The organism is Streptomyces sp. NPDC050625 (assembly GCF_040654755.1).
Lineage (GTDB): Bacteria > Actinomycetota > Actinomycetes > Streptomycetales > Streptomycetaceae > Streptomyces.
In genome coordinates this window covers 1-20,427 of sequence record NZ_JBFAIQ010000039.1, presented here as the reverse complement: position 1 = coordinate 20,427, position 20,427 = coordinate 1, and the positions used below count along the sequence as shown (strand labels likewise).

Below are 20,427 nucleotides of genomic sequence, written 5' to 3'. Positions count from 1 at the left end.
CTTGCCGATGCGACGGCCGCCCGGTGATCCGTCCCCCGGCCCTGCAGGGCCGGGGGACGGTGATCGCACTACGCGGCCAGCCGGTGTACGTCCGGGGCCGGGGGAGCGAGGTAGCTGCCCGGGTCGGCCGGGGTGCCGTCGTGGCACTCAAGGCAGCTGCCGAGCATGCGCAGCGGGAGGCAGTAGATGTAGCGGCGGAGGCAGAGCGGGCAAGTGGTCCGCGCTGCCATCGCACGGTCCAGCGCCCACTCCTGAGCCAGCGTCGGCACGCGTTTGGGCACGGCCAGGTCGAGGCGGTACAGCCAGGCCCGGGTGGGGTGGGTGCACGCCTGGCCGGGCCGGTATGCGCAGCGCTTGCAGCGCAGAACGCCGACGGGGTCGTGGCCGCCGGGGCTCAGCCCGAGCGCCCGTAACTGCCGCCGGGTGGCCAGGCCCTCGGTGGCGCCGCGGTCATACTCCGGCAGACCGCTGCCGGTGCGCGGAACCCGCACGGCCTGGCGGCACTTCTTGCGTATCGCCGTGCCCATCAGCTCCCCCACGATGCAGGCAGCCGGCGGGGCCGGTGCGGGTAGCGGGGTCCGGGGCGCTGCGGGCGGGGCCGGCCGATCCGGCGGCGCGGGCGGGGCGTGAGCACGGGTGATGTCCTCCAGTCGTCGGTGAACAGCGCTGTGCCCCGCCTGTGTTCGGTTCGTCGGTGGGGCACAGCGGGGTGGTGCGGCTGGTGTCAGGCGGTGAGTCCGAGGGCCGAAGGCGTGCGGTGCGCGCCGGACGTCGCCGGCGCGGGCGTGGTGTGACCCGGGCGCGGGGCGTCTGGCTGCTGTGCCGCGGCGCCGTGCAGGTGGGTGCCGATCAGGTAGCCGATCAGTAGACCGGCGACGCCGAAGACTTTGTGCCGGTTCGCCTTCCACCAGGTCGGTCGCGAAGGTTCGGTCAGCACGCCTATGACGGCGGGACCCTTGGCCACGGTCTCGTCTCCTTCAGGTCGGGGTCGGGTAGTGCTGGACGGCCGGGCGGCCTGTGCCGCAGCCGAATTCCTCGTGTATCTGGGCGGCGAGGGAATCAGCTGCGAAGCAGGGAACCCGGCAGGGCGAGGCCTGTTGTGCGGACCGTGCGTGCGGCACGCTGGGAGCCGGTATCGCGGCAGGGGGAGTGAGATGGGCTTCTTTCGGAGCGATCCGCCGGTGGTGCAGTTCGAGGCGGTGATCGACACCGACGGGATGACGTGGCAGGCGTACACCGACGAGAACGGTGTGCTGGTCATCGACACCGCCGCCGACGTTGAGGTGTTCGTCAACCGCGCCATCGTGGACGGATGTGTGTATCCGGCGTGGGTGGACGACTACGGGCAGCTGGTCATCGAGCTGGATAGCTGACCCGCGTCAGGTGCTGGCCGTTACAGGCCGCGGGCGTCAGCCAGACTGGCTGCATCACCGAGCATCCGCAGCGGGGTGCGCCCGCTGCCGTGCGCGTCGTTGAAGGACGGCACGGAGTCGACGTCGCCGAAGCGGCGACGGATGGCGTCCAGCAGCACGGCAGCGGCGTCGGCTTCCAGTCCGCGGTCGCCGGCTGCCTCGGCGCGGATGGCTCCCAGCAGGCAGACCGCGCCGTCCTCGTCGACCAGAGTGCCGGCGCACCATCCGTCGGCTTCCATCCGGCGGTGGGCCCGCTGAAGGAGCGCGGCGACCGGGGTGCTGTAGGTCTGCGGTGCGGGCTGGGGCAGGGTCGGGGTGAGCGGGACGGTGACGACGTCGGCAAGGTCGACCGGCTCTGCGGGAATGTGCGCGGTGCGCACCTCGAACGCGACGGCTGCTTCGTCCAGGCGTACCGACATGGCCGCGTCCACGGCGGCCAGCCGTGCCTCCAGGCTCAGGTCACCGGCGCCGCTGGCGACCCGCGTGGTGTCGGTCGGCGGGGCCTGCCGTGGGGCGTGGTCCGGGTGCAGGGCGGCGGGCATGGCAGGCCTCCGGGCAGGTCAGTGGAGCGAGGTGAACTGGGCGACGCTGTGGAGCAGGGCGGTGATCGCGGGGGCGATGCCGGTGGAGGCGAGGCAGAACCCGAACGCGGCGCAGGCGAGGGCGGATCCGCCGCGCACGTAGCCCTGCCGGAGCAGCGCGACCACGACGATGAACAGCAGCAGGGCGCCGGGGACGGAGACGATCACGGTGTGTCCTTCCAAGGGGTGAGCGGACGGCGCCCGGGCGGGCGAGTCCGGGCAGCGGGCGCCCGGGGCCCCGACAGGTGCCGGGGCCCGGGGGCGGGGGTGGGTCAGTCGTCGGCGGCCAGGGCGAGATCCGCGCGGAGCTCCCGCAGGACGTCGTCTGCGGCGTCCGGCTTGACCAGGACGGCGCGGGCCTTGCTGCCGTCGGCGGGTCCGACGATGCCGAGCTGCTCCAAGGCGTCCATCAGACGCCCGGCGAGGGCGAAGCCGACGCGGAGCTTGCGCTGCAGCATCGAGGGCGATCCGAACTGGCTGCTGACGATGAGGTCGGCGGCCAGGATGACGAGCTCGCCGCTGACACCGTCCGGCAGCCGGCCGTTGCCCGGCTGCGGCTCTGGGACGTCCTGCTCGACAGCGGCCACGGTGTCCCTGCCGACGGGCGCATACACGCCGTGGTCGACCTGGGTGAGCTTGCCTTCGGCGACCAGGTCGCTGAGGGCGTTGCGGACGGTGCCCGCGGCCGCGTCGACCTGCTCGCGGACCTCCTTGGCCGTCATCTCCCGGTCGACCACGGCCAGGATCTGGTCCTTCACCGTCGTCTTCTTCGGCTTGACCACGGGCGCGGGCGCCAGGAAGGCGGGGACCGCCGGCATGCCGCCGTTGCCCCGGCTGCCTTCGCCGTCGGTGGCGTAGTCGTCGACGGGGGAGTCCCAGTCGCCGTACAGGTCACCCATCGCGGCCAGTGCGTCGATCTCGCGGTCGGTGAGCGTGTTGACCGTGCCGCCCTGCGGGAAGATGTCGTCGAGGTTGTGGCCGGTGCCGTCCTTGGGCAGATGCACGTACAGGGCGCGCATCATGCGGGGGGTCTCCCCGCCGGTGAGCACGTGTCCCATGCCGGCGGTGGACTGGCCGCGGGCGGCGAGGGTAACGCCGTTCATGCGGTCTTCCAGCGACAGGCCGCCGCCGACCACGGTGGGGATCGTGGGCAGCGTGACGCCGTCGGGGAGCATGCCTTCGGTGGCCTGCCGGTCGGAGATGCCGGAGACCGTGCGCAGCACCACGCCGGTGCCGGAGCGGGTCTGTTCGCGCAGGGACCGGTCGCCGCCGATGCGGGCGAGGTCCAGCATCTGGCCGGCGAACAGGACGCCGATGCCGTACTTACGGCCGCGTTCGGCGATGTACACGGCGTTCTGGGCGATTTCCTGCCCGGCGGGGGAGTCGTCGCACAGCCCGTTGAACTCGTCCAGGTCCAGCACGAGCAACGGGTACGGGGAGGCCGGGGAGAAGTCGTGCCCCACTTCCTTGTTGATCTCACCGCGGATCGTCATCAGCGCGACCGCGGCCCGCGTGGCGCGCGCGGCGTAGGCGCGGCCGGCACCCTGGCGGTCGATGTACTGTCCGGCGGCCGCCAGCTGTGCGTCCGGGTCCAGGGAGGCAAGCCAGGAGACAGCGCCCGCGTTGGCCTGGGCGGCCAGCCCCAGCACAATCACCACGGTCTTGCCGGAACCGGTGACGCCGACCACGTAGCCGTGCACGGCGCCCTTTTCGTCGAAGAGGCGGGCCTCGACGTCGGTGCCGTCGTGGGCGGTGCCCAGCACCCAGTAGCCGTCCGCGTCAGGGGTGAGCAGCTCGCGGGTGGCCGGGCGCATGCCGGTCAGCGGGGAGTTCTCGTAGAGGGTGACCAGGACCTGTGAGCCGCCGTCGGCTTCAGCGACCAGCCGCAGTTCGGAGGCTTTGACGCCGAACGCGGTGCACAGCTGGGCGTGGGAGACGCGGGCGACCTGGCCCGGCTCGACCTCGGCGAGGATCATCCCGCGTGCCGGGATCTGCCCCTGGGCTTCGTGCCGTTCGACGCGCACGATGCTGCTGCCGGGGACCGCGCCGCCCGGTTTGGCGACTCGTTCCGCCCAGACGCTGTTCAGGCTGCCGCTGCGGACGCGGGTCGGCGTCACGGTCAGCTGCGCCCTGCCGGGGCCGGTGTTCGGCTTTTCCTGTACGTCCACGCACGCGGTGGGCACCCCGAACGCCGCGGCGACGTCAACGAGGTCGATACGCGGGACGGGCTTGCCGACGGGGGCGACGATGTCGGCGGCGAAGTCGGGGTGGGCGGGCGACGCCAGCTGCTCGACGTTCTCCAGCCAGGTGCCGGGAGCGACCTCCGCTTCGGCCCACAGACGCATCACCAGGCCGGTGAATCCGGGCGGGTAGGCCGCTGCGGTCACGGTCGCGTCGGGTGTCCAGCTGGCGCGGGTGACGGGCAGCGCGGCGGCCATGCCGGCACCCCAGCCGAGCGCGAGCACCGGCTCCCACCACGGGCGGCCAGGGGTGCAGGCGGAGACGGCGTAGACGGCACCGCCGGTGACGGGACCCAGGACCTTCTGCGCAGTCCGGATCACTTTGCGGAAATCCTTGGTTTTGACCTTGCGGTACAGCCACCACACGCAGCCGCCGCTCACGGCGGCGACGGAGGCGTGGGCGGCCAGCAGGTCCATGGAGGGCACGTAGGTGAGGGCGGCAGCGGATGCCCCGTAGGCGGCCATCTCTGCCTTCGCCCGTGCGGGCATCCTGCGCATCACGACGGATCCAGTCCTTCCTGATCTGACGGGTGTAGAGGTACGGAGTGGAATGCGGTGGGGCCGCACCCGATCCCGGGTGCGGCCCCACGAGGGCGGTGCGGGTGTGGTGGTCAGAGCGGCCGGTAGAAGCCGGGCTTGGCCTGGCGGGCGTTGGAGGCTGTGGCGGCGGCATGGATGCCGCCGTATTCGGCCTGGTGCTCGCTCTTGAGGTGGCCGGCGGCCTGGTGCATCGAGTCGGCCGCGGACATCAGCCGCTTGCAGCCGCCGACGACCCGGCCGAAGGCCTCGCCGACATCGGCGACCCCGGCGACGTGACGGGGGTCGACTTCGGCGGCCGCGCACAACTCGGCGACAGTGACGGCCGCATCAGCGTTGGCGCGCATGCGCTGCGCCACGTACTCGGCATGCTCGAGCAGTTGGGCCGCAGCGTGCTGCAGCGCCGTGAACTTGGTGACGAGGACGGTGTAGCCGTTGGCGGCTCCGTCCGCGCCGACGGCGGGTGCGATCTGCCCCACGGGGGCGCCTCCTTCCGATCAGTTCTCGTTGTGGATGCGGGCGCTGGGCGCGGCCAGGCCGGCGTCGACGGTCGCGTCCTGGGTGGGCCGGTAGTCGCGGGCCATCGTCGTTTCCTCGGCTTCAGCGATCTCAGCGGCGTCCAGCGCGGCCCTGGCCATGCGTTCGGCCTGCACCACCAGCTGCGCGACGGCCTCCATCAGCACCGCCACGGCCTGCAAGGTGCGCGGGCCGCTCACGTTGTGGTTCTCCGTGAGATCGTCCGCCATCGTCTCCAGCTCGCTCAGCAGCCGGCGGGCCTGGCGGGCGAGTTCCGCGCACTCGTCGTGGGTCTCCATGCCGGCCGTGGTCAGGAGCGTGAGTGCCCTCAGCGCGTCATCGAGCCGAATTTCGGTGGCGTGCTGGGCGGACATGCCGCCCGGTGCCGGCAGCGACGCTGCGACCGGTGCGGAGGCCGTGCCGGTCCTTGCGGGGGCTGCTGCCATCGGGATGGGGTCCTTTCTGCGGGTGGTGCCGGGCCGCTGTCCTGCCGGCCGCTGTGGCGCGCGCGGCAGGGCGGGCGGTCCCTGGCGGGGCAGCTGCCGCTGTGCCGGGCCGATCGCGGTCGGTTCCCAGCGCTTGGCATGGGCGCCGGGCGGGTCGACCTGCTCCACGGTGATCGTCACGGGGCCGGGCGGGTCGGTGTCGAACGGTGACGTCCTCGGTCCATAGGACGCCCTTGGTCCGTAGGACGCCCTCGGTCCGTAGCCGGGTCTTGAGCCGCCGGCGCCCGCACCGGCGCCGCGCCCCGTGCCGCTGTTGGCTGCTGAGTCTTTGCCATGGGTGCGGTTGCGGGGGCCGCCGCCGTTGGCCTTCCAGTGGCTCTGGCGTTTCTTCCAGCGGTCGTTCACGGTCTCGTAGACGGCATCCCACAAGCCCGTCCGGTCGCCGGGCGCCGTCCAGCCGGTGCCGTTGTTGACGGGTCCCGTGCCACCAGCACCACCGGCGGCCTGCCGAGGACCAGTACCGCCCTGGGCAGCGCCCGAAGCGCCGCCACTGGACCGGCGGGCCTTCCACCGGTCATTCAGCCGGTCACCAGCGGCCTCCCAGAACGTCGGCCCGGACCGCGCAGTGCGGACCGCGGCCTTCGTGGCGGCCGCGCCAACGCCCGCGGTACTGCCTGGGTTCTTCGAACCCGGGCTCGCCCCCGTGCCGCCGGACTTCTTCCTGTGCCACCAGTCGGCGACGGCCTGGCGCGCCGAACGGCGCCCCGACCCGGCAGCCTGCGAACCGCCACCCGAGCCGCCGCGGCCGCCAGAACTGCCGGAGCCACCGCTGCCTGACGGCCCACCACCTCGGCCAGAGCCGCTGCTGCTTCTTCCAGACGACCCACTGTGCCGGCCCCCACCACTGCCGGAGCCCGCCCCGCCGGTGCCACCTCGACCCCAGGAGGAGCGCCCGGACGGCCCGGTCGACCGCCCCTGCACAGCGCCGCCACCCAGCCCGCTGCGGCCCATTCCCGACCTGCCGGAACCGATGCCACCACCACCCCGCACAGGGCCACCAGGGCCGCGTCCGAGGGCGCTGCGGCCGTATTCGTGACTGGAGGGGACACGGCGCGCCCGGGCACGCGCGGCATCGGCTTCCGCGGCGTGCCGGGTGGCGTCCGCGGTGGCCTTCGCGCCCAGCAGTTCCAGCTCCCGCTGGTGCGCGGCCGCCTCGGCGCGGCGAGGCCCGGATTCCTGAATCCAGGTCTGCAACCCCTTGAACGCGGCCAGAGCGATGGCCAGGATCGCCGCCAACGACAACGCGCCCGTCCGGGGCGGCCCCGCATCGGGTACCGGTCCGTCGGGCAAGCCCTCGCTGCGCAGCGACGCCGGCACCGTCTCCGAGGTGCGCGGCGCATGGGGTACTTCCGGGGCATCGAACGCAGAAATTCGAACATGCCCAGGCTCTTCATCGGGGTCCCCGCCGTCGCCGTCCAGGTCCGGTACGGACGGGACGGGCGGGGGCGGCGGGGAGCCGATCCGGGGTAATGAGACCACGTTGTCCAGGCTGTCGTCGTCGGACACACGCCCTCCCTTCCTGGTGACCGCCGGTGACGGGAGGGCGCCGCCTCGCACGCGTACGCGTACGCGTGGTTGGGACCCCCGTCAACCCCGATTCCGGCGGTGATGATGATGACAATGACGATTACTGACAGTGATCCCGGTAGATCCGTTCCAGCTCCGCCGACAAGCCGTTGAACACGCTGTGATCGCCGGTGCGTCGGACCTTCTGGACCGCGGAAACCTTCACCAGGTCGAGCCAGACCCGGAAGAACTCCTCCGGCCCGCGCTCCCCTTGAGCACGGGCCTGTTCGAATCTGCTGTTCCAGTAGGCGGCCTTCCTCGGGGACAGCTGCGGAGCTCCCATCAAGCACCCCGCCGCCGCTGGCTGTTCGGGCCGAAGAAGTCACCCAGCACCTTCACCTGGCCGGCCGGACCGTCGTCGGTGTCGGCCGGAGCGAGCCGCTGCAAGGTCTGCTGTGCGCTGTTGTGTGCGACGGCCTGCAGCTGCTGCTTGCGCTGGGCCTTCCTCAGCGCCTTGTCCTCACGCCGCTGGGCGACCACTTCCGGCTGGGTCTCCTCGTAGGCCGCCACAGTCGCGTTGATGGCCCTGGCAGCCTTGCGCATGGCCTTCGCGACGTCCCGCAGCGGCTTGACCCGCTTACGGGCCCGCAGAGCCGCCGACCAGGGCATGTCCCCGTCAAGGGGCCGGGCCTTGAGGTCGGCCTGGAGCGCGTCGGCGAGCGCGTCGTAGGCCTGGGCGTCGGTCAGCAGGCTGCCACGGTGCTGGGCCTGCCAGCCCTCGCGCTGCCCGGGCAGCGCGAGGGCCTGCACGCCGTTTGTGACACGGGTGGCAATGTCCTTGCTCATCAGGGGGTTCTCCTCGGGACGGGGTGGTGTACTTGACGGGCTGTCGACTTGCTTCCGGCAGTCGCAGCGAGGGCCAGCCCAATTCCCGTGGGCTGGCCCTCACTGGTGATGCCGGATCACGTGAGGTACTTGTCGGCGTCCACGGGACGCAGCAGGCCGGCCTGGCTGAGCAGCCGGATGGCACGCGGCTGGTTCACGGACAGCTCGGTGCGGGCGCGGGAGATGTTGACGTACCCGTCGTCCTCGCGCGGCAGCGTCTGTACGAGCGGGAGCAGATCGGCGTCCGTACGGGGCGCGGTCGCCGTACCGGTACGCCCGGCGGGGACCGTCCCGGACGGGGCCGTACGGGCGGAGACCGTACTGGTACGCGTCCCGCTTCCATGTCCGGCCGCGCTCGTACGGGCGGGGCCCGGTGTACTAGTACGCGCCGTCCCGGACGGGGCAGCCTGTACGCCGCTGGTACGGCCACGGTTCGCGCCGGTCGGGCCCGCATTCGCGGCCGCCTGACCGGTGCCGTGCGGGGCGCCGTGTACAGGCTGCGTACCAGCCGGACCGGGAGCTGTACGGACGGGCGCCGTACCAGCGGGAGCCGCGTACGAGTGCGTCCCGGCCGGGGCTGTACGGGCGGGCGCCGGGCCGTCTGTACGTGCGGCCGTACCGGTACGCCCGCCCGTCTGTACGGGCGTGTCCGTACCGCCGTGGCCGTCCGTACCGGCGTGGTGCATGAGCGTGTGGACGCGCCAGATGACGGCCACGAAGATCAGCACCACGAAGGTGGTCAACGGCCACGGCGCCGACTGGCCCGCCTTGACGATGTGGGCCTGCTCGGACAGGTGGTACGTCACGTTCGCCGACGCCATCAGCAGCAGCGCCGCCGGGATGTCCCGCCGGGTGCGGAACGCGGTGACGCAGTACACGTCGATGCTGACGGGGAAGAGCGGGGCGACGTACGGGTGGATGCCGACCATGTGCGCCAGCTCGTACTCGCCGGACGCGGCGAGGCCGATCCCGGCGAGCAGGGCGATCCACGGCGCGGTCCGCCAGCCCGCACGGCCGACCCTGCGATGCAGACCACGCCAGCGGGAAGCCTCCCGCCGGGCCTCCTTCAATTCGTCCAGCAGCCGGCGGGCGCGGGCCTCGTCGGCCTGCGCCCGCTCCGTGACGGCCGCCGCCTTCTTCTGTGCGTCGGCGACGATCCGGGCGGCTTCCTTCTGCGCCGTCTCCCGCAGCTGCGTGGTGACGGTGGTGGCCTCGCGCTGGAGGCGAGCGCGCTGGTCGTCGCACGCCGCACGTAACTTGGCGAGGTCGGCGTCCAGGGCGGCCCGCTTCTCCGTCGCGTTCTTGTCGAACGCCTCGCCCATCTCCCGCAGCTGATCGCGCAGTTCGGCGCGGATCCGCTCCGCCTCGGCGTGCGCGGCGGTGACGGCCTGGTCGGCCTCGCGGCGGCGGGTATCGGCGGCGGTGACCGCGTCGCCATACAGCGTCTCCGCCTCCGCCCGGCGGGCGTCGTAGGCGGCGGCCGCCACCTCGGCGAGCTGCGCGGCACGTGCACCAGCCTGGTCGACCTCCGTCTGTGCGGCGGCCGCCAGCTGCTGCGCGTGCTCGTGGGCACGGGCGAGGATCTGCCCGGCCTCCGTGCGGCGGCGCTCCACCAGGGCGTCAGTCTCGGCGAGGTTGGCCTCCGCCACCCGCCGGAGTTCGGCGACCTGCATGCGGGCCAGGTCGTGGTCGGCGCCGGCCTGCTCGGTCAGGTCGGCGACCTGCGCCCGGGCCTCCGCGAGGATCACGGAGGCGCGGTCGCGGGCCTCGGTCAGGATCCGGTCGGCGTCGCCGCGCGTGGCGGTGGCGTCCTGGCCGGCCGTCTCCTTCAGTTCGGCAGCCTCACGGTCGGCGTCGGCGGTGATGCCGGCCGCCTGCTCTTGCGCGTCGGCGAGCATCACGGAGACGCGGTCGTGGGCGTCGGCGACGGCTTGCGCGGCGCGGGTCTCCGCCTCCGTCTGGAGGGCAGCGGCCTGCTCGCGTGCGGTCTCGATGATGTCGGCGGCCCGGTCCCTGGTGTCCGTGGCCGACGCCGTCTCCTGCCCGGCCTGGTTGGCCGCGGGCGGGGTGGGCGCGGCGGTGGTCGTCTTCCTCGGGGTGGGGGTGGGCCTCTTGCGGGTCCTGGCGGCCACGCCGCCTCCTTCCAGGTCGGATGCCACCCGGGCGGGCGGCATATGAGGGGGATCAGGTCGCGGGCGGCCGGTGCGGGGCGACGATCCGCCCGTCGGGCAGCAGCTCGCCCGTGTCCTCAAACACGAAGGCGCCGTTGCAGAGCAGGCTCCAGCCCTGCTCCGGCTGGCCGGCCACGACCCGGGCGGCTTCCGCGTCCGTGCTGTCGGACGTCGGGCACGGCGGGGTGTGCAGGCACAGGGAACGCGGCTGGCGGCGGGTCAGGCCGGAGTCGTCGAGCAGGGTCGGTACCGGGATCGTGCGCATGCGATGCCTCCGGGTCCGGGGTGGTGGGCTGCGCGGCTGCGCGGCTCCCCTGGACGCCGCCCGGACCCGCCACCCGTGCAGAAGCGGGAGCGGGGCCGGGCGGGTCAGGCAACCGGCAGGTCAGACCTGGTCCGTGTTCTCCGCGAGAGAGGAGACGGCGATCAGGACGTCCACGGCGGAGTCCAGGGCGTTGAGATCCTGCTGCGGGACGTCGGGCGTCGGGTGGTCCTGGTACACGTCGGTGCGCATGTCGGGCATGACGGTCCCTTACTTGAGATGGGAGGCGCCTCCCCCGCCCGCACCGGCAGAGGCCAGTACGGGCGGGGGAGGCCACCGGCAGAGGTGGCGATGCCGGTGCGGGGGTGATGGCTCAGCGGCCTCGCTGCCGCAACTGGCGGCTGAGGTGGGCGTCCTGCAACGAGGCGAAGCTCTCGTACAGCCGCTGCCCGACGGGGCAGCGGCTGGTGTCGGTGCAGGACTTGCAGGTGGTGCGGTGGGTGCGGTGCGCGGTGTGTGCCGCCTGGTAGCGGTCGTACAGGTCGGTCACTTGGGCCGGTCTTCCGACCGCTTGTTGGCCTCCCGCACCCTGCGGGACAGTTCCGCGCGCTCTTCGTCGGTGAGGCTGAGGATGGTGGTGATCATGCCGTCACCTCCTCGCCAGCACCGGCGGCTGCGAGGCGGGCCCGCATCTCCGCGACGGTGCGCGGCGCGCGCCGTTCGGCGGGGATCACAGCGTCCTGGCCGCGGACAACGTCCAGGAGGTGAGCGCCCAAACGGCGGTTGGCGTCCTGGCCTGCCGGGGCGGGCCGGGGGCGTGTCATGCTGTCGATCACAGGGCCTCCTTGTCAGGTCCTGTACTGGCGGTCCCGGAGGGTCAGAGCTCCGGGGCCGCCGCCCTTTGACTGGCCGGACGGCCAGCCACGCTCCGTCTCACACCCCGTGACGCTCTGGTGGGGTGGGAGAGGGACCGTGGCGGATCGTCAGGCCGCCGTCGCGAACGACTCCGGTGTCCGGCCCGCGCGGACCAGGTAGTCGGACGTCGTCCACGTGTCGCCGACTGCGTACGGCTCGCTGTCCGCGCGCGTGATGTCGCGGACGATCACCGCCCACAGCGCGCAGCGCTTCAGGAGCGCGCTCGCGCGCTCGGGATCGCGGATGACCGCCAGCACCTCGTACGCGCTGACGCTGGTCTGGTAGATCGCGCCGACGGCGCGGGGGCCGATCTGCCCGTCGACCCGGGCGTCTCGTTGCGAGTGAGGACGTCCCCCGGGATCGGAGGGCTGGCGGCCATCCCGCTCGTGCGGGGTGGGCCGCATAGGAAGCTGGGGCTTTTCGGTGTCGTCTGCAACGACGGGGAGTGCCATGATGCTGGGCATGCAGGTCGGTCCTTCCATGGGGTGACCTGCGACAAGAACCCCCAGGGGCGCAATCCCTGGGGGTTCGTCGCTGTGTGGTCCCGCCGGGATGGCGGGTAGTGCGTCCTGCGCACTCCGCCAGCCACCAGGCCCGCGCGAGGCGGACGATGGTCGACGGCACGGCACGTTGGTGCCGCAGTGCCCCGGACCGGACTCGAACCGGTCAACTACTTCCAACGGGGCCCGCGATCTTTGCCCTTGTCTCACCTGCGCGTTCGGCTCACTTGTCTGCCCGCGAGGGTGGCATTGCGGAAGGTACGTGCTAGTCGCGCAGGCAGGGCCGACGGCTTGTCGCTGTTGCCTGATCCCGGGTGACCAGAGGACTCACCTGATGGCGCCCCTCCGCAGATCTCGTACTCGGGGGTGCCGGCTTGTCGTGGCTCCGGGTGTCCCATATGGAGTTCTCAAGCAGCGAGCGCTTCCTTGGCCCCTCCCTCGGGGGAGGGGACTTCCGGGCGCCAACCTTGCCGACTTACTTAACTTAATTGGTACAGTGCAGCACCCAGCAGACCGTGTCAACCAAGTTGGGAAAGCTATCTAGATCAACGAGGGAGCCTTACGATGTGGCTCATGACGGCCGAGGACCTGCAGCCCTACCAGCGCATCGTGCAAGACGTGAAGGACCAGGTCAGGCTTGGTCGGCTGAAGGGCAACGACAAGCTGCCCAGCACCCGAGAGCTCGCGGACCACTACGGCGTCGCCCCAGGCACGGTGCAGCGAGCCCTCGCGGAGCTCCGCACGGAGGGCGTCGTCTACTCCCACCAGGGGCGCGGATCCTTCATTCGCGAGTCGGCTGTCGACGCCGTCGCCGATCCGACTTCCCAAGCGATCAAACGACTGGAGGAGAAAGTGGCTGAACTGACCGAGCGGCTGGAGCGACTTGAAGCAGGCGACGGCAAGAGAAGCTGACCAGGTGCCATAGATTCGGGTGGACACGACCGCGTCAGGCACAGCTCTCACCGGCCCCGCCTATCGGAGTGCGCCAGCAGGGCCTTCACAATCAGCCCGGTTGCGCTAGTGCTGGCCACGGTGGTGACCATGTCGCGCAGCACTACAAGAAGTACCGATGTGACCAGTCCGCCGGTAAGGATGGCGGCGACGTGAACTATCACGGCGGCGCGAGGATGCCCGCGCAGCTGGGGCCCTCCTGCAGGTCTCGTGTCAGCGGAGGTGTGCACGTGCGCCGATCCGCCGGGCGTGAGGTCAATGGTCCGACCGTGCGCATCGGCCACATGGTGAACTTTGTGGGCATGACGAAGTGTGGTCATCTCGCCCCCCTGGAGCGGTAGTTGGTGGCAGCCGGCTGAAGGAGCCGGTACTCCAGGTGTAGGCGTGATCTTCGGTGACTTCTACGGTTGCCGTGTATCCGTCGGCCGGATACAGAGACTTGGATACATGGAGGGGGCTCAAAAATGGGGCAGCGGCCGAATGTGCTGACGCCGGATCAGTCGCCCCAGCACCGCCTTGGTTACGTGATCCGGGAGCTGCGCGAGGCGCGCGGTCTGTCTATGCGGGAGCTGGCCGGCAAGACGTTCGTTTCACACTCCAAGGTGCAGCGATGGGAGAACGGCGAGCGGCCTCCGAAGGACCGGGGCGAGGTTGAGCTGATCGACCGGACGCTTGGTGCTGGCGGGTTCGTGATCGAGCTGTGGCAGGAGATCAGCCGGGGTTTATCCGAGCCCAGCCATGTATCCGATGCAGGCTCCCATGTATCCGATACATCGCTGGACCTGGCCACAGCCCTATCGCAGGCGGCAGCGTCGGATGGCGAGGGGATCTTCGTACCTCGACGTCTAGACGATGGAACGGTGGTGCTCGTGGCACTCGATCGACGCGCGCTCCTGCGCGCTGGCGCGGTGATCGGTGCGGCAGCGGTGGCTGGCTTCCCCATGCCAGCGTCCGCGGCAATCGCGGAGGATCCATTCGGTTTCGCAAGAAGTGCGACTGAGACCTGGTCCGGGCTTCGGCTGTCCCGGCCGGCGCCTGAGTTCGGTGTCGACTGGCACGCTCTTCTTCCAGGGGGCCGTTCCATGCTCGGCTCGCAACTCTCGCTCCAGGTCCACCCCGCACGCATCGAGGGGGGCCGGGTGATCGTGTCTGTGCCTGACCAGCGGCGCACGGAAGAATTCCTGGCACGGCCGCATCGCGGTCTGCTGGTCGGGGCAGTCGACACCGGTGGCGCCTCGAGGTTCTACGCTCTGGACGGTCGCACGGCACGTGCAAAGATCACGAGGAACGACGGCGTGTGCGAAGTCGCCGCCCCAACTGCCTACGAACTGGACGATCTCACCTACGGCATTCTTTGGGCTGTCAGCAACTACGACGACGCGCTGCAGGCAGATGACCAGGTTCTGTCCGAGACGCGCAGCGATCTCAGAGCGTACGAGCGGCTGTCCGCGTCTGCAGTCAGTAGGGAAGCCGCGCCCGGTCTGAACCCAGTAGCCCACATGTGGCTGGGCTCGGACTTCTGCGCTCGCCACATCCTGCGTGCGCTGCCGGATCTGCCGACGTTGCCCGCGTTCTGGACGCGGGAGCAGCGGGGGGAAGAGGCCAGTGCCTGGCTGATCTTCGATCACAAGTTTCCGTACCTGCGGGAGACCACCAAGGCCCTCGGCAGCACGAGCACCCGGGCGTTCTGTATCCCGGAGGGCGTCGTCCGCTCCTCCCCGCGGTATGAACGGATCCTGTTGTTCCTGGCCGTGGCACTGATGGAGTCGTTGGGAATCCACGCCCAGTTCACGGCGGATCCCGCGTACGAAGCCGTCGAGGGCTTCGTGGTCGCTCCCAACAAGGAGGCGGTGATCGCCAACTGGGTCCGCGGGGACGGGATGTGGCATGTCGACGTGACGGCCCGCTCTTCGATCGTCCGGGAGTTCACGCTCGCAGCGCATGACGTCAACGCAGGCTCGATCACCGCTGCGCCAACGGCTGCCGGACGGCTCCGTGCTCTCGCGCAGTATCTCGAGCTGCCGTGGTCCTGGCTCATCGAGCGGTGCAGCCAGCTCGCCCGGTACGGGTCATCTGGGCTGATCCAGTCCCGCAGCAGGCTCGTCTCAGCGGCGGGCATCGATGCCGCGTGCGCGTATGTGGGCTCTCTCCCGGCCGACCACTGACCCACACCACAACCCGCATGGCACGAAGGGGAAAGAGATTATGGACGACAATGCCCGGAGCGTCGTGGTGCTCTCTCTTGGCGGCACCATCGCAATGACTGCCCAGACGGACGGCGGCGCAACACCGACGCTGTCGGCCGACGACCTTGTCGCGGCCGTACCGGGCCTTGCCGACACAGGTTTCCACGTGGAGGTTCATGACTTCCGCCGGCTTCCCGGCGCCTCACTGGCCTTCTCCGACCTGCTCGAGGTTGCCCTCAAGGTAGAGACGCTCGCGGTCGACGGCGTGGTCATCACCCAGGGGACGGACACGATCGAGGAGACCGCGTATCTGCTAGACCTTGTCACCACCGGGGACACGCCGATCGTGGTGACGGGCGCCATGCGCAACGCGAGCATGGCAGGTGCCGACGGTCCCGCGAACGTGTTGGCTGCCATCCGCGTCGCGGCCAGCACTGAGGTGCGGGGAGCAGGGTGTGTGGTGGTGTTCGCTGAAGAGATCCATGCTGCCCGTTGGGTCCGCAAAACCCACGCCACGAGCCCCACCGCCTTCACTTCGTACCCCGGACCAATCGGCTACGTCGCAGAAGACCGTGTGCGGATCACGGCGCGCCCCACCCCTTCCCCCGTGATCGATCCGCGCAGTGCCACCTCGCCCGCGCGCACCGCGATCTTCACAGTCGGCCTCGGAGACGACGGGGCGCTCCTGCACGCCCTGGGCGACCATGTCGACGGCCTGGTGGTCGCGGCATTCGGAGCCGGTCATGTCCCCATGGCATGCGTGGACGCCCTCAGCGAACTCACCAAACGCATGCCCGTAGTTCTCGCCACGCGCACTGGCTCGGGCCCCGTCCTCCGCCGCACCTACGGCTTCCCAGGCTCCGAATCGGACCTGCTCGGGCGCGGGCTGATCTCCAGCAGCACACTGGACCCGATCAAGGCGCGCATCCTGCTGCAGCTGCTTTTGATGACCGCCGCCGACAAGGACCAGATCGCCCAGACTTTCAGCACCGTCTCCTAACCGACCCAACCGCCTCGGGAACTCATCTTGCGCAGCTACGAACTGACCACCGGCCGGACCTTCGGCGTGACCTTCGACCACGGCGACGACTTCTTTCCCACCCTTGCCGAGTTCTGCCGCCAGAACGGCGTCCGGCACGGCTACATCCCGATGTTCATCGCTGGCTTCGCCGAGGCGAACATCGTCGGTGCGTGTGAGAAACTCGAGGACCCCGAGGCCCCGGTCTGGAGCAAGGTCCATCTGACCGGCGTGGAGGCGATGGGGTGTGGAACGCTCGCCTACGACGCAGAGACGGACTCGGTCCTGCCGCACATTCACACCTCACTGGGCGAGAAGGCTCGATCGGCCACCGGCCACACGAGCCATCTGCTCAGTGCTCGCGTGCAGTTCCTCGTCGAGATGCTCGTAGTCGAGGTCACCGCGCCTGTGATGACGCGACCGAAGAACCCCAGCCTCTACGACGTGCCCCTGCTGACCTTCGGCGCGTGAGGGCGCATGATCGCAATTCGGTCAGTTCCTACTCCGGCATTTACCCACAGGGGTATCCCAAGTGCCCTCCCCCGTCGCTACAGGGCAGGGCGTTGAGAGGAAGCGCTGACACGGCCTCAAATGCACTACTAGACGCAGCAATTCATGTACAGTTTCGGATCACACATGGAAGGGGGGAAGTGATGACGGATCTATTCGAGGCCGTGGATTCGCTACTCAGCCGATCTGCTGATGCCCTGCCTCCTCCTGAGGTGCGGGCCAGGCTGCGCAAGGCTTCTGGTCTGACACAGGAGGGCGTCGCCGAAGCCTTCGGGGTGCACAGGATGGCCTTCTTGCGTTGGGAGAACGGTCAATCCATGCCCCGGCCCAAGCACCGCGCTGCCTACCTGCGTCTGCTCAAGGGCTGGGCTCGAAAGCACCCGGAAGCCGCTGAAGGCTTCGAGCTCGCAGAGGCTGGCTAGCCATGCGGTACCCCAATCGCCCCCCGTAGACGCGAAGCGGCCTCCGTCGCCACAACGGAGACCGCTTCCCAGCGAATCGACTCGCGCCCTGTCAAAAGCTCCGAGTCGCGAGCAGCGAGGTGACCTCAACTGCCGGGTGATGCCCGTGGGCCGTAGGCCCGCGTGGTCACCTATACCCAGAGTATGCGCAATAGATTGCGCAACGCCACTACTCCGGGCTCCTGCTAGGTCACAAGCGCTGGTCGTGGCTCCCCTATCTGGGGAGATGACCCACTTGCGCAGCAAGCATCATCCGTCGTACAGCTCCATCTGGCTACCCGTCATTGAGGCGGTGCTTCAGTGACCGCTGAGCATATGGGCATGGTCTTCGCCGCCCAAGGGCTGGATGGGGCCGAGAAACTGCTGCTGCTCGCCTACACGAACCGGACCGACGATCACGGGTACTGCTGGCCTGGTCAGAAACGCTTGATCGATGACTGCGGGACGTCGGCTGCGACAGTGAAGCGCGCCAAAGCAAGCCTGATCAAGAAGGGACTGATCGCGTCGGTGCGCCGGGTGGACCCGGTGACCGGCGACCCGATCACGAACCTGACGCGAGTGAACGTGCCATTACTGGCATCGATGGCGCGGCCGAAGACGGCCTACCACGACAACGTGATCGAGCAGCTGACGTTCGCCCCAGTCCAGCAGACCCCGCGTCCACAAAAGTCCGCCCGAACCTCGCCCCGAATGGGCTCTAACCAGCTGAAGGCTCATCTTGAGCCCGACCCCGGCCCGCTGCGGGCTCAAAATGAGCCCACCCTAAGCTCAAATCGAGCCCAGCCCCAGCGCAAGATGAGCCCACCCCCGGCTCAGAATGAGCCCCTAAACCTCAATGAACTCTCAGAGAACCCTCACCTCTCTCCGGCAACTGGTACCCCAGTCGTTGAGACAGCGCCCACCGGGCCTGCGAAAGAGAGAAAGAGGCAGGCTCTACACAAGACAGACTCTCCCTCCGCTCCCCCTGCCACGCCGACTGCTGCGGGAATGCCGAAGCAGCGCGATCCGTTAGAGCATCAAGCAGCAGGGAGCCGCATCGTGGCCGCGTACTCGGCTGCCCTTGGCCGCCCGGTGCTGAACGGGACCCGAGCCAAGCTGGAAGGCCAGGCCGTCGAACTGCTTGCGCAAGGGCTGCCTGAGGCGTGGCTGTGCGACCGCGCTCGGGAACTGGCTGCCCGTGGCTGGTCGGATCTCGTCCGGCACGCTGAGCGCTCCACAGCTCCACTCTTCTCGAACGCCACCGCCGGGAGCTCCGATTTACCGGAGTGGTGTGGCGGATGTGGCAAGGGCACCCCGGCGGCCCGGCACAACGCGCGGTTCCGGACCCTCGGCGAGCTGGGCGCCGGAGAGAAGTGCCCGCAATGCCACCCGGACCGCGTCTACACATCCGGGTGAGTGGTGACCGGGCTAGCCTCGATGGATAACCCACGGTCGCTCGGGAAGGCGTGGGCGGCGGTGCACGACCAGGAGCTGCTGCCGTCGATGCGGCGGCTCTACGTGACGGCGCCCCCCCGGATCTGGATGGAGCGGACTCCTCGGCGGTGGCCGCGGGAGGGGAGACCGGGGGTGCCGGCGGCCCGGCTGGCGGAGGAAATGGCCTGCTCCATCGACGACGAGGCCATTTACGGGCCGGTGCTGCACGAGCTGGACCTGTCGGAGGCGATCGCGCGGGGGCTGCTGGCGCGGTATCAGATCGTGGTGGTGGAGCTGCGGGACGAACACCTGACGCCTGCGGTGCTGTACGGCGAGGACCGGCACGAGGAGACGGTGCGCGGGGAGCGGCTGGCAGTGCTCCAGGCGGCGCTGATGGAGACGATGGCCGAGCACCGGCTGACGCGGTGCATCACCTTCCACCACCGGACCGTGGAGGCGCGGGCCTTCGCCGAGGGCCTGGACCGCGTGGTAGCGCGGCTCCACGCCCAGAACCCCGAGCGGTACCCGGAGCGGGTGTGGTCGGGGTGGGTGTCGGGTGAGCACGATCCGGACGTGCGGGCGGACCGGCTGTCCCGGTTCGGCGCACGGGCCGGGCGAGCAGTGCTCTCGAACTGCCGGGTGCTGAGTGAAGGGGTGGACGTACCGACCGTGGACTCCGTGGCGCTGATCGACCCGAAAGGGTCGGCGGTCGACATCGTCCAGGCAATCGGGCGGGCGCTGCGGCAAAAACCCGGCCAGGGGAAGCTCGCCACCCTGATCGTGCCCATCTTCCTGCGCACCGACGAGACCCAGGAGGACATGCCCTACTCGGTCTCCTACCAGCCCCTGATCAAGGTGCTCACCGGGCTGCGCGCGCTCGACGAGCGGGCCGTGGAGATGCTCGCCGTCCCACAAGAGGCGCTGCACCGCACCCCAGCCCAGCCCTCATACCTAGGCGAGGCACCCGAGGAAGGCGCGGAAGACCAGCGGATGCTGCTCCGGTTCGGTACACACCGCGACCCCGCCCTGATCGCCCGGCTCGTGCGCTACAACCTGCTGGAACCGGAACACGAGAACTGGAAAGCCGGACACCGGGCCGCAGTCGCCTACCACCGGCGCACCGGACACCTCTCGGTCCCCTACGAACACCGCGAACTGATGCCGAACGGACACTCCCACCCGCTGGGCAGGTGGCTCGCCGACCAGCGACGCGCACTGGCCGCCGGCGGACTCGCCACCCAACGGGCAGACGACCTCGACAAACTCGGCATGGTGTGGGACCCGGCAGACGCGGCGTGGGAAGAGAACCTCGCCGTCGCACGCGCCTACTACGCCGAGACCGGCACGCTGGCCGCCCCCGTCACCGCGACCGCGCTCGACAAGCCGGTCGGCCAGTGGCTGGCCAACTGCCGCAAGACCGGCGGACTCTCCAAGGACACCGCGACCGCCGCCCGGCGCGAGCAGCAGCTCGCCGCGATCGATGCCGACTGGCGGCCCGGCTGGCCGATCGACTGGCAGCGCAACTACGCCGCCGTCGCGCGCCTGCTGGCGGCCGGCGCCGAGCTCGGAGAGATCCTGCCGGGCGTCACCGCGGGCGGCACCGACATCGGCAGGTGGCTGCACCGCCAGCGCCAGCACGTCGTGTGGGAAGGCCTCGCCGAGGGGCAGCGTGCGCGGCTCACCAGCCTGGGCGTCACACCCCTGCCCCCGCAGCAGGCGCCCGCGAAGGCCTCCCGGGGTGGCGGCGCGGCGTTCGAGCGGGTGTTTGTAAGCACGTGATTGGGCTCCAGTGCACGGATGAAAAGTGGCTCCGGGTGTACGGAGTTGATCTGGCTCCACTCCGGTGAGGTGGCCTCC

At 70.3% G+C, this 20,427-nt stretch carries 23 protein-coding genes; 8 read left to right on the top strand and 15 right to left on the bottom strand.

Annotated features, from left to right (window positions below):
* Positions 1–68 precede the first annotated feature (68 nt).
* Both AB0I54_RS42260 and AB0I54_RS42255 read right to left on the bottom strand, forming a co-directional pair.
* Entirely contained in the window at positions 69–527 is a 459-nt protein-coding gene (locus AB0I54_RS42260) for an RRQRL motif-containing zinc-binding protein (protein WP_363301685.1), read from the bottom strand.
* A gap of 197 nt (positions 528–724) precedes the next feature.
* Positions 725–964: a hypothetical protein gene (locus AB0I54_RS42255; RefSeq protein ID WP_363301684.1), complete on the bottom strand. Its 240-nt coding sequence runs from the start codon at positions 962–964 to the stop codon at positions 725–727.
* A gap of 190 nt (positions 965–1,154) precedes the next feature.
* On the opposite strand from AB0I54_RS42255, the gene AB0I54_RS42250 reads away from it, so the two are divergent.
* Positions 1,155–1,373 (top strand): hypothetical protein, encoded by a 219-nt coding sequence (locus tag AB0I54_RS42250; RefSeq protein WP_363301683.1) that lies wholly within the window; start codon positions 1,155–1,157, stop codon positions 1,371–1,373.
* Positions 1,374–1,393: 20 nt separating this feature from the next.
* Here the strand turns inward: AB0I54_RS42250 and AB0I54_RS42245 are convergent, their stop codons facing one another.
* The 13 genes from AB0I54_RS42245 to AB0I54_RS42185 form a co-directional block, all read right to left on the bottom strand.
* Positions 1,394–1,954: a hypothetical protein gene (locus AB0I54_RS42245; protein WP_363301682.1), complete on the bottom strand. Its 561-nt coding sequence runs from the start codon at positions 1,952–1,954 to the stop codon at positions 1,394–1,396.
* Between the two features lie 18 nt (positions 1,955–1,972).
* On the bottom strand, positions 1,973–2,161 hold the full coding sequence (locus AB0I54_RS42240) for a hypothetical protein (protein ID WP_363301681.1): 189 nt from the start codon (positions 2,159–2,161) through the stop codon (positions 1,973–1,975).
* Between the two features lie 104 nt (positions 2,162–2,265).
* Positions 2,266–4,731, bottom strand: a complete 2,466-nt coding sequence (locus AB0I54_RS42235) for a DNA translocase FtsK (RefSeq protein WP_363301721.1) — start codon at positions 4,729–4,731, stop codon at positions 2,266–2,268.
* A gap of 113 nt (positions 4,732–4,844) precedes the next feature.
* Positions 4,845–5,249, bottom strand: coding sequence for a hypothetical protein (locus tag AB0I54_RS42230; protein ID WP_363301680.1), 405 nt, complete (start codon positions 5,247–5,249; stop codon positions 4,845–4,847).
* A gap of 18 nt (positions 5,250–5,267) precedes the next feature.
* On the bottom strand, positions 5,268–6,161 hold the full coding sequence (locus tag AB0I54_RS42225) for a hypothetical protein (protein ID WP_363301679.1): 894 nt from the start codon (positions 6,159–6,161) through the stop codon (positions 5,268–5,270).
* Between the two features lie 1,258 nt (positions 6,162–7,419).
* Positions 7,420–7,641, bottom strand: a complete 222-nt coding sequence (locus AB0I54_RS42220; protein ID WP_363301678.1) for a hypothetical protein — start codon at positions 7,639–7,641, stop codon at positions 7,420–7,422.
* Positions 7,641–8,144 carry a hypothetical protein gene (locus tag AB0I54_RS42215; RefSeq protein WP_363301677.1) on the bottom strand — a complete coding sequence of 168 codons (504 nt, stop codon included), beginning with the start codon at positions 8,142–8,144 and terminating at the stop codon, positions 7,641–7,643. Before AB0I54_RS42215 ends, AB0I54_RS42220 begins: the two co-directional genes overlap by 1 nt.
* Positions 8,145–8,260: 116 nt before the next feature.
* Positions 8,261–10,315, bottom strand: coding sequence for a hypothetical protein (locus AB0I54_RS42210; RefSeq protein ID WP_363301676.1), 2,055 nt, complete (start codon positions 10,313–10,315; stop codon positions 8,261–8,263).
* Positions 10,316–10,367: 52 nt separating this feature from the next.
* Entirely contained in the window at positions 10,368–10,553 is a 186-nt protein-coding gene (locus AB0I54_RS42205) for a DUF5999 family protein (protein WP_363301720.1), read from the bottom strand.
* 186 nt (positions 10,554–10,739) lie between these two features.
* The gene (locus AB0I54_RS42200) at positions 10,740–10,877 is read right to left on the bottom strand and encodes a hypothetical protein (RefSeq protein WP_363301675.1); all 138 of its coding nucleotides are present in this window, start codon (positions 10,875–10,877) and stop codon (positions 10,740–10,742) included.
* Between the two features lie 112 nt (positions 10,878–10,989).
* On the bottom strand, positions 10,990–11,166 hold the full coding sequence (locus AB0I54_RS42195) for a hypothetical protein (protein ID WP_363301674.1): 177 nt from the start codon (positions 11,164–11,166) through the stop codon (positions 10,990–10,992).
* Between the two features lie 91 nt (positions 11,167–11,257).
* On the bottom strand, positions 11,258–11,452 hold the full coding sequence (locus AB0I54_RS42190) for a hypothetical protein (RefSeq protein ID WP_363301673.1): 195 nt from the start codon (positions 11,450–11,452) through the stop codon (positions 11,258–11,260).
* A gap of 147 nt (positions 11,453–11,599) precedes the next feature.
* Positions 11,600–11,995 (bottom strand): hypothetical protein, encoded by a 396-nt coding sequence (locus AB0I54_RS42185; protein ID WP_363301672.1) that lies wholly within the window; start codon positions 11,993–11,995, stop codon positions 11,600–11,602.
* A gap of 609 nt (positions 11,996–12,604) precedes the next feature.
* Between AB0I54_RS42185 and AB0I54_RS42180 the strand changes: the two genes are divergently transcribed.
* The 7 genes from AB0I54_RS42180 (at position 12,605) to AB0I54_RS42150 (ending at position 20,349) form a co-directional block, all read left to right on the top strand.
* The gene (locus AB0I54_RS42180; protein WP_363301671.1) at positions 12,605–12,943 is read left to right on the top strand and encodes a GntR family transcriptional regulator; all 339 of its coding nucleotides are present in this window, start codon (positions 12,605–12,607) and stop codon (positions 12,941–12,943) included.
* Between the two features lie 503 nt (positions 12,944–13,446).
* Positions 13,447–15,147: a helix-turn-helix transcriptional regulator gene (locus AB0I54_RS42175; protein ID WP_363301670.1), complete on the top strand. Its 1,701-nt coding sequence runs from the start codon at positions 13,447–13,449 to the stop codon at positions 15,145–15,147.
* 40 nt (positions 15,148–15,187) lie between these two features.
* Positions 15,188–16,168, top strand: a complete 981-nt coding sequence (locus AB0I54_RS42170) for an asparaginase (RefSeq protein ID WP_363301669.1) — start codon at positions 15,188–15,190, stop codon at positions 16,166–16,168.
* A 27-nt stretch (positions 16,169–16,195) separates the two neighbouring features.
* Positions 16,196–16,657, top strand: coding sequence for a DUF296 domain-containing protein (locus AB0I54_RS42165; protein WP_363301668.1), 462 nt, complete (start codon positions 16,196–16,198; stop codon positions 16,655–16,657).
* Positions 16,658–16,839: 182 nt separating this feature from the next.
* Entirely contained in the window at positions 16,840–17,118 is a 279-nt protein-coding gene (locus tag AB0I54_RS42160; RefSeq protein WP_363301667.1) for a helix-turn-helix domain-containing protein, read from the top strand.
* A 360-nt stretch (positions 17,119–17,478) separates the two neighbouring features.
* The gene (locus tag AB0I54_RS42155; protein ID WP_363301666.1) at positions 17,479–18,552 is read left to right on the top strand and encodes a helix-turn-helix domain-containing protein; all 1,074 of its coding nucleotides are present in this window, start codon (positions 17,479–17,481) and stop codon (positions 18,550–18,552) included.
* A gap of 21 nt (positions 18,553–18,573) precedes the next feature.
* A complete protein-coding gene (locus tag AB0I54_RS42150) occupies positions 18,574–20,349 on the top strand; it encodes a Helicase associated domain protein (RefSeq protein ID WP_363301665.1) in 1,776 nt (591 codons plus the stop codon).
* The last annotated feature ends 78 nt before the right edge of the window (positions 20,350–20,427 follow it).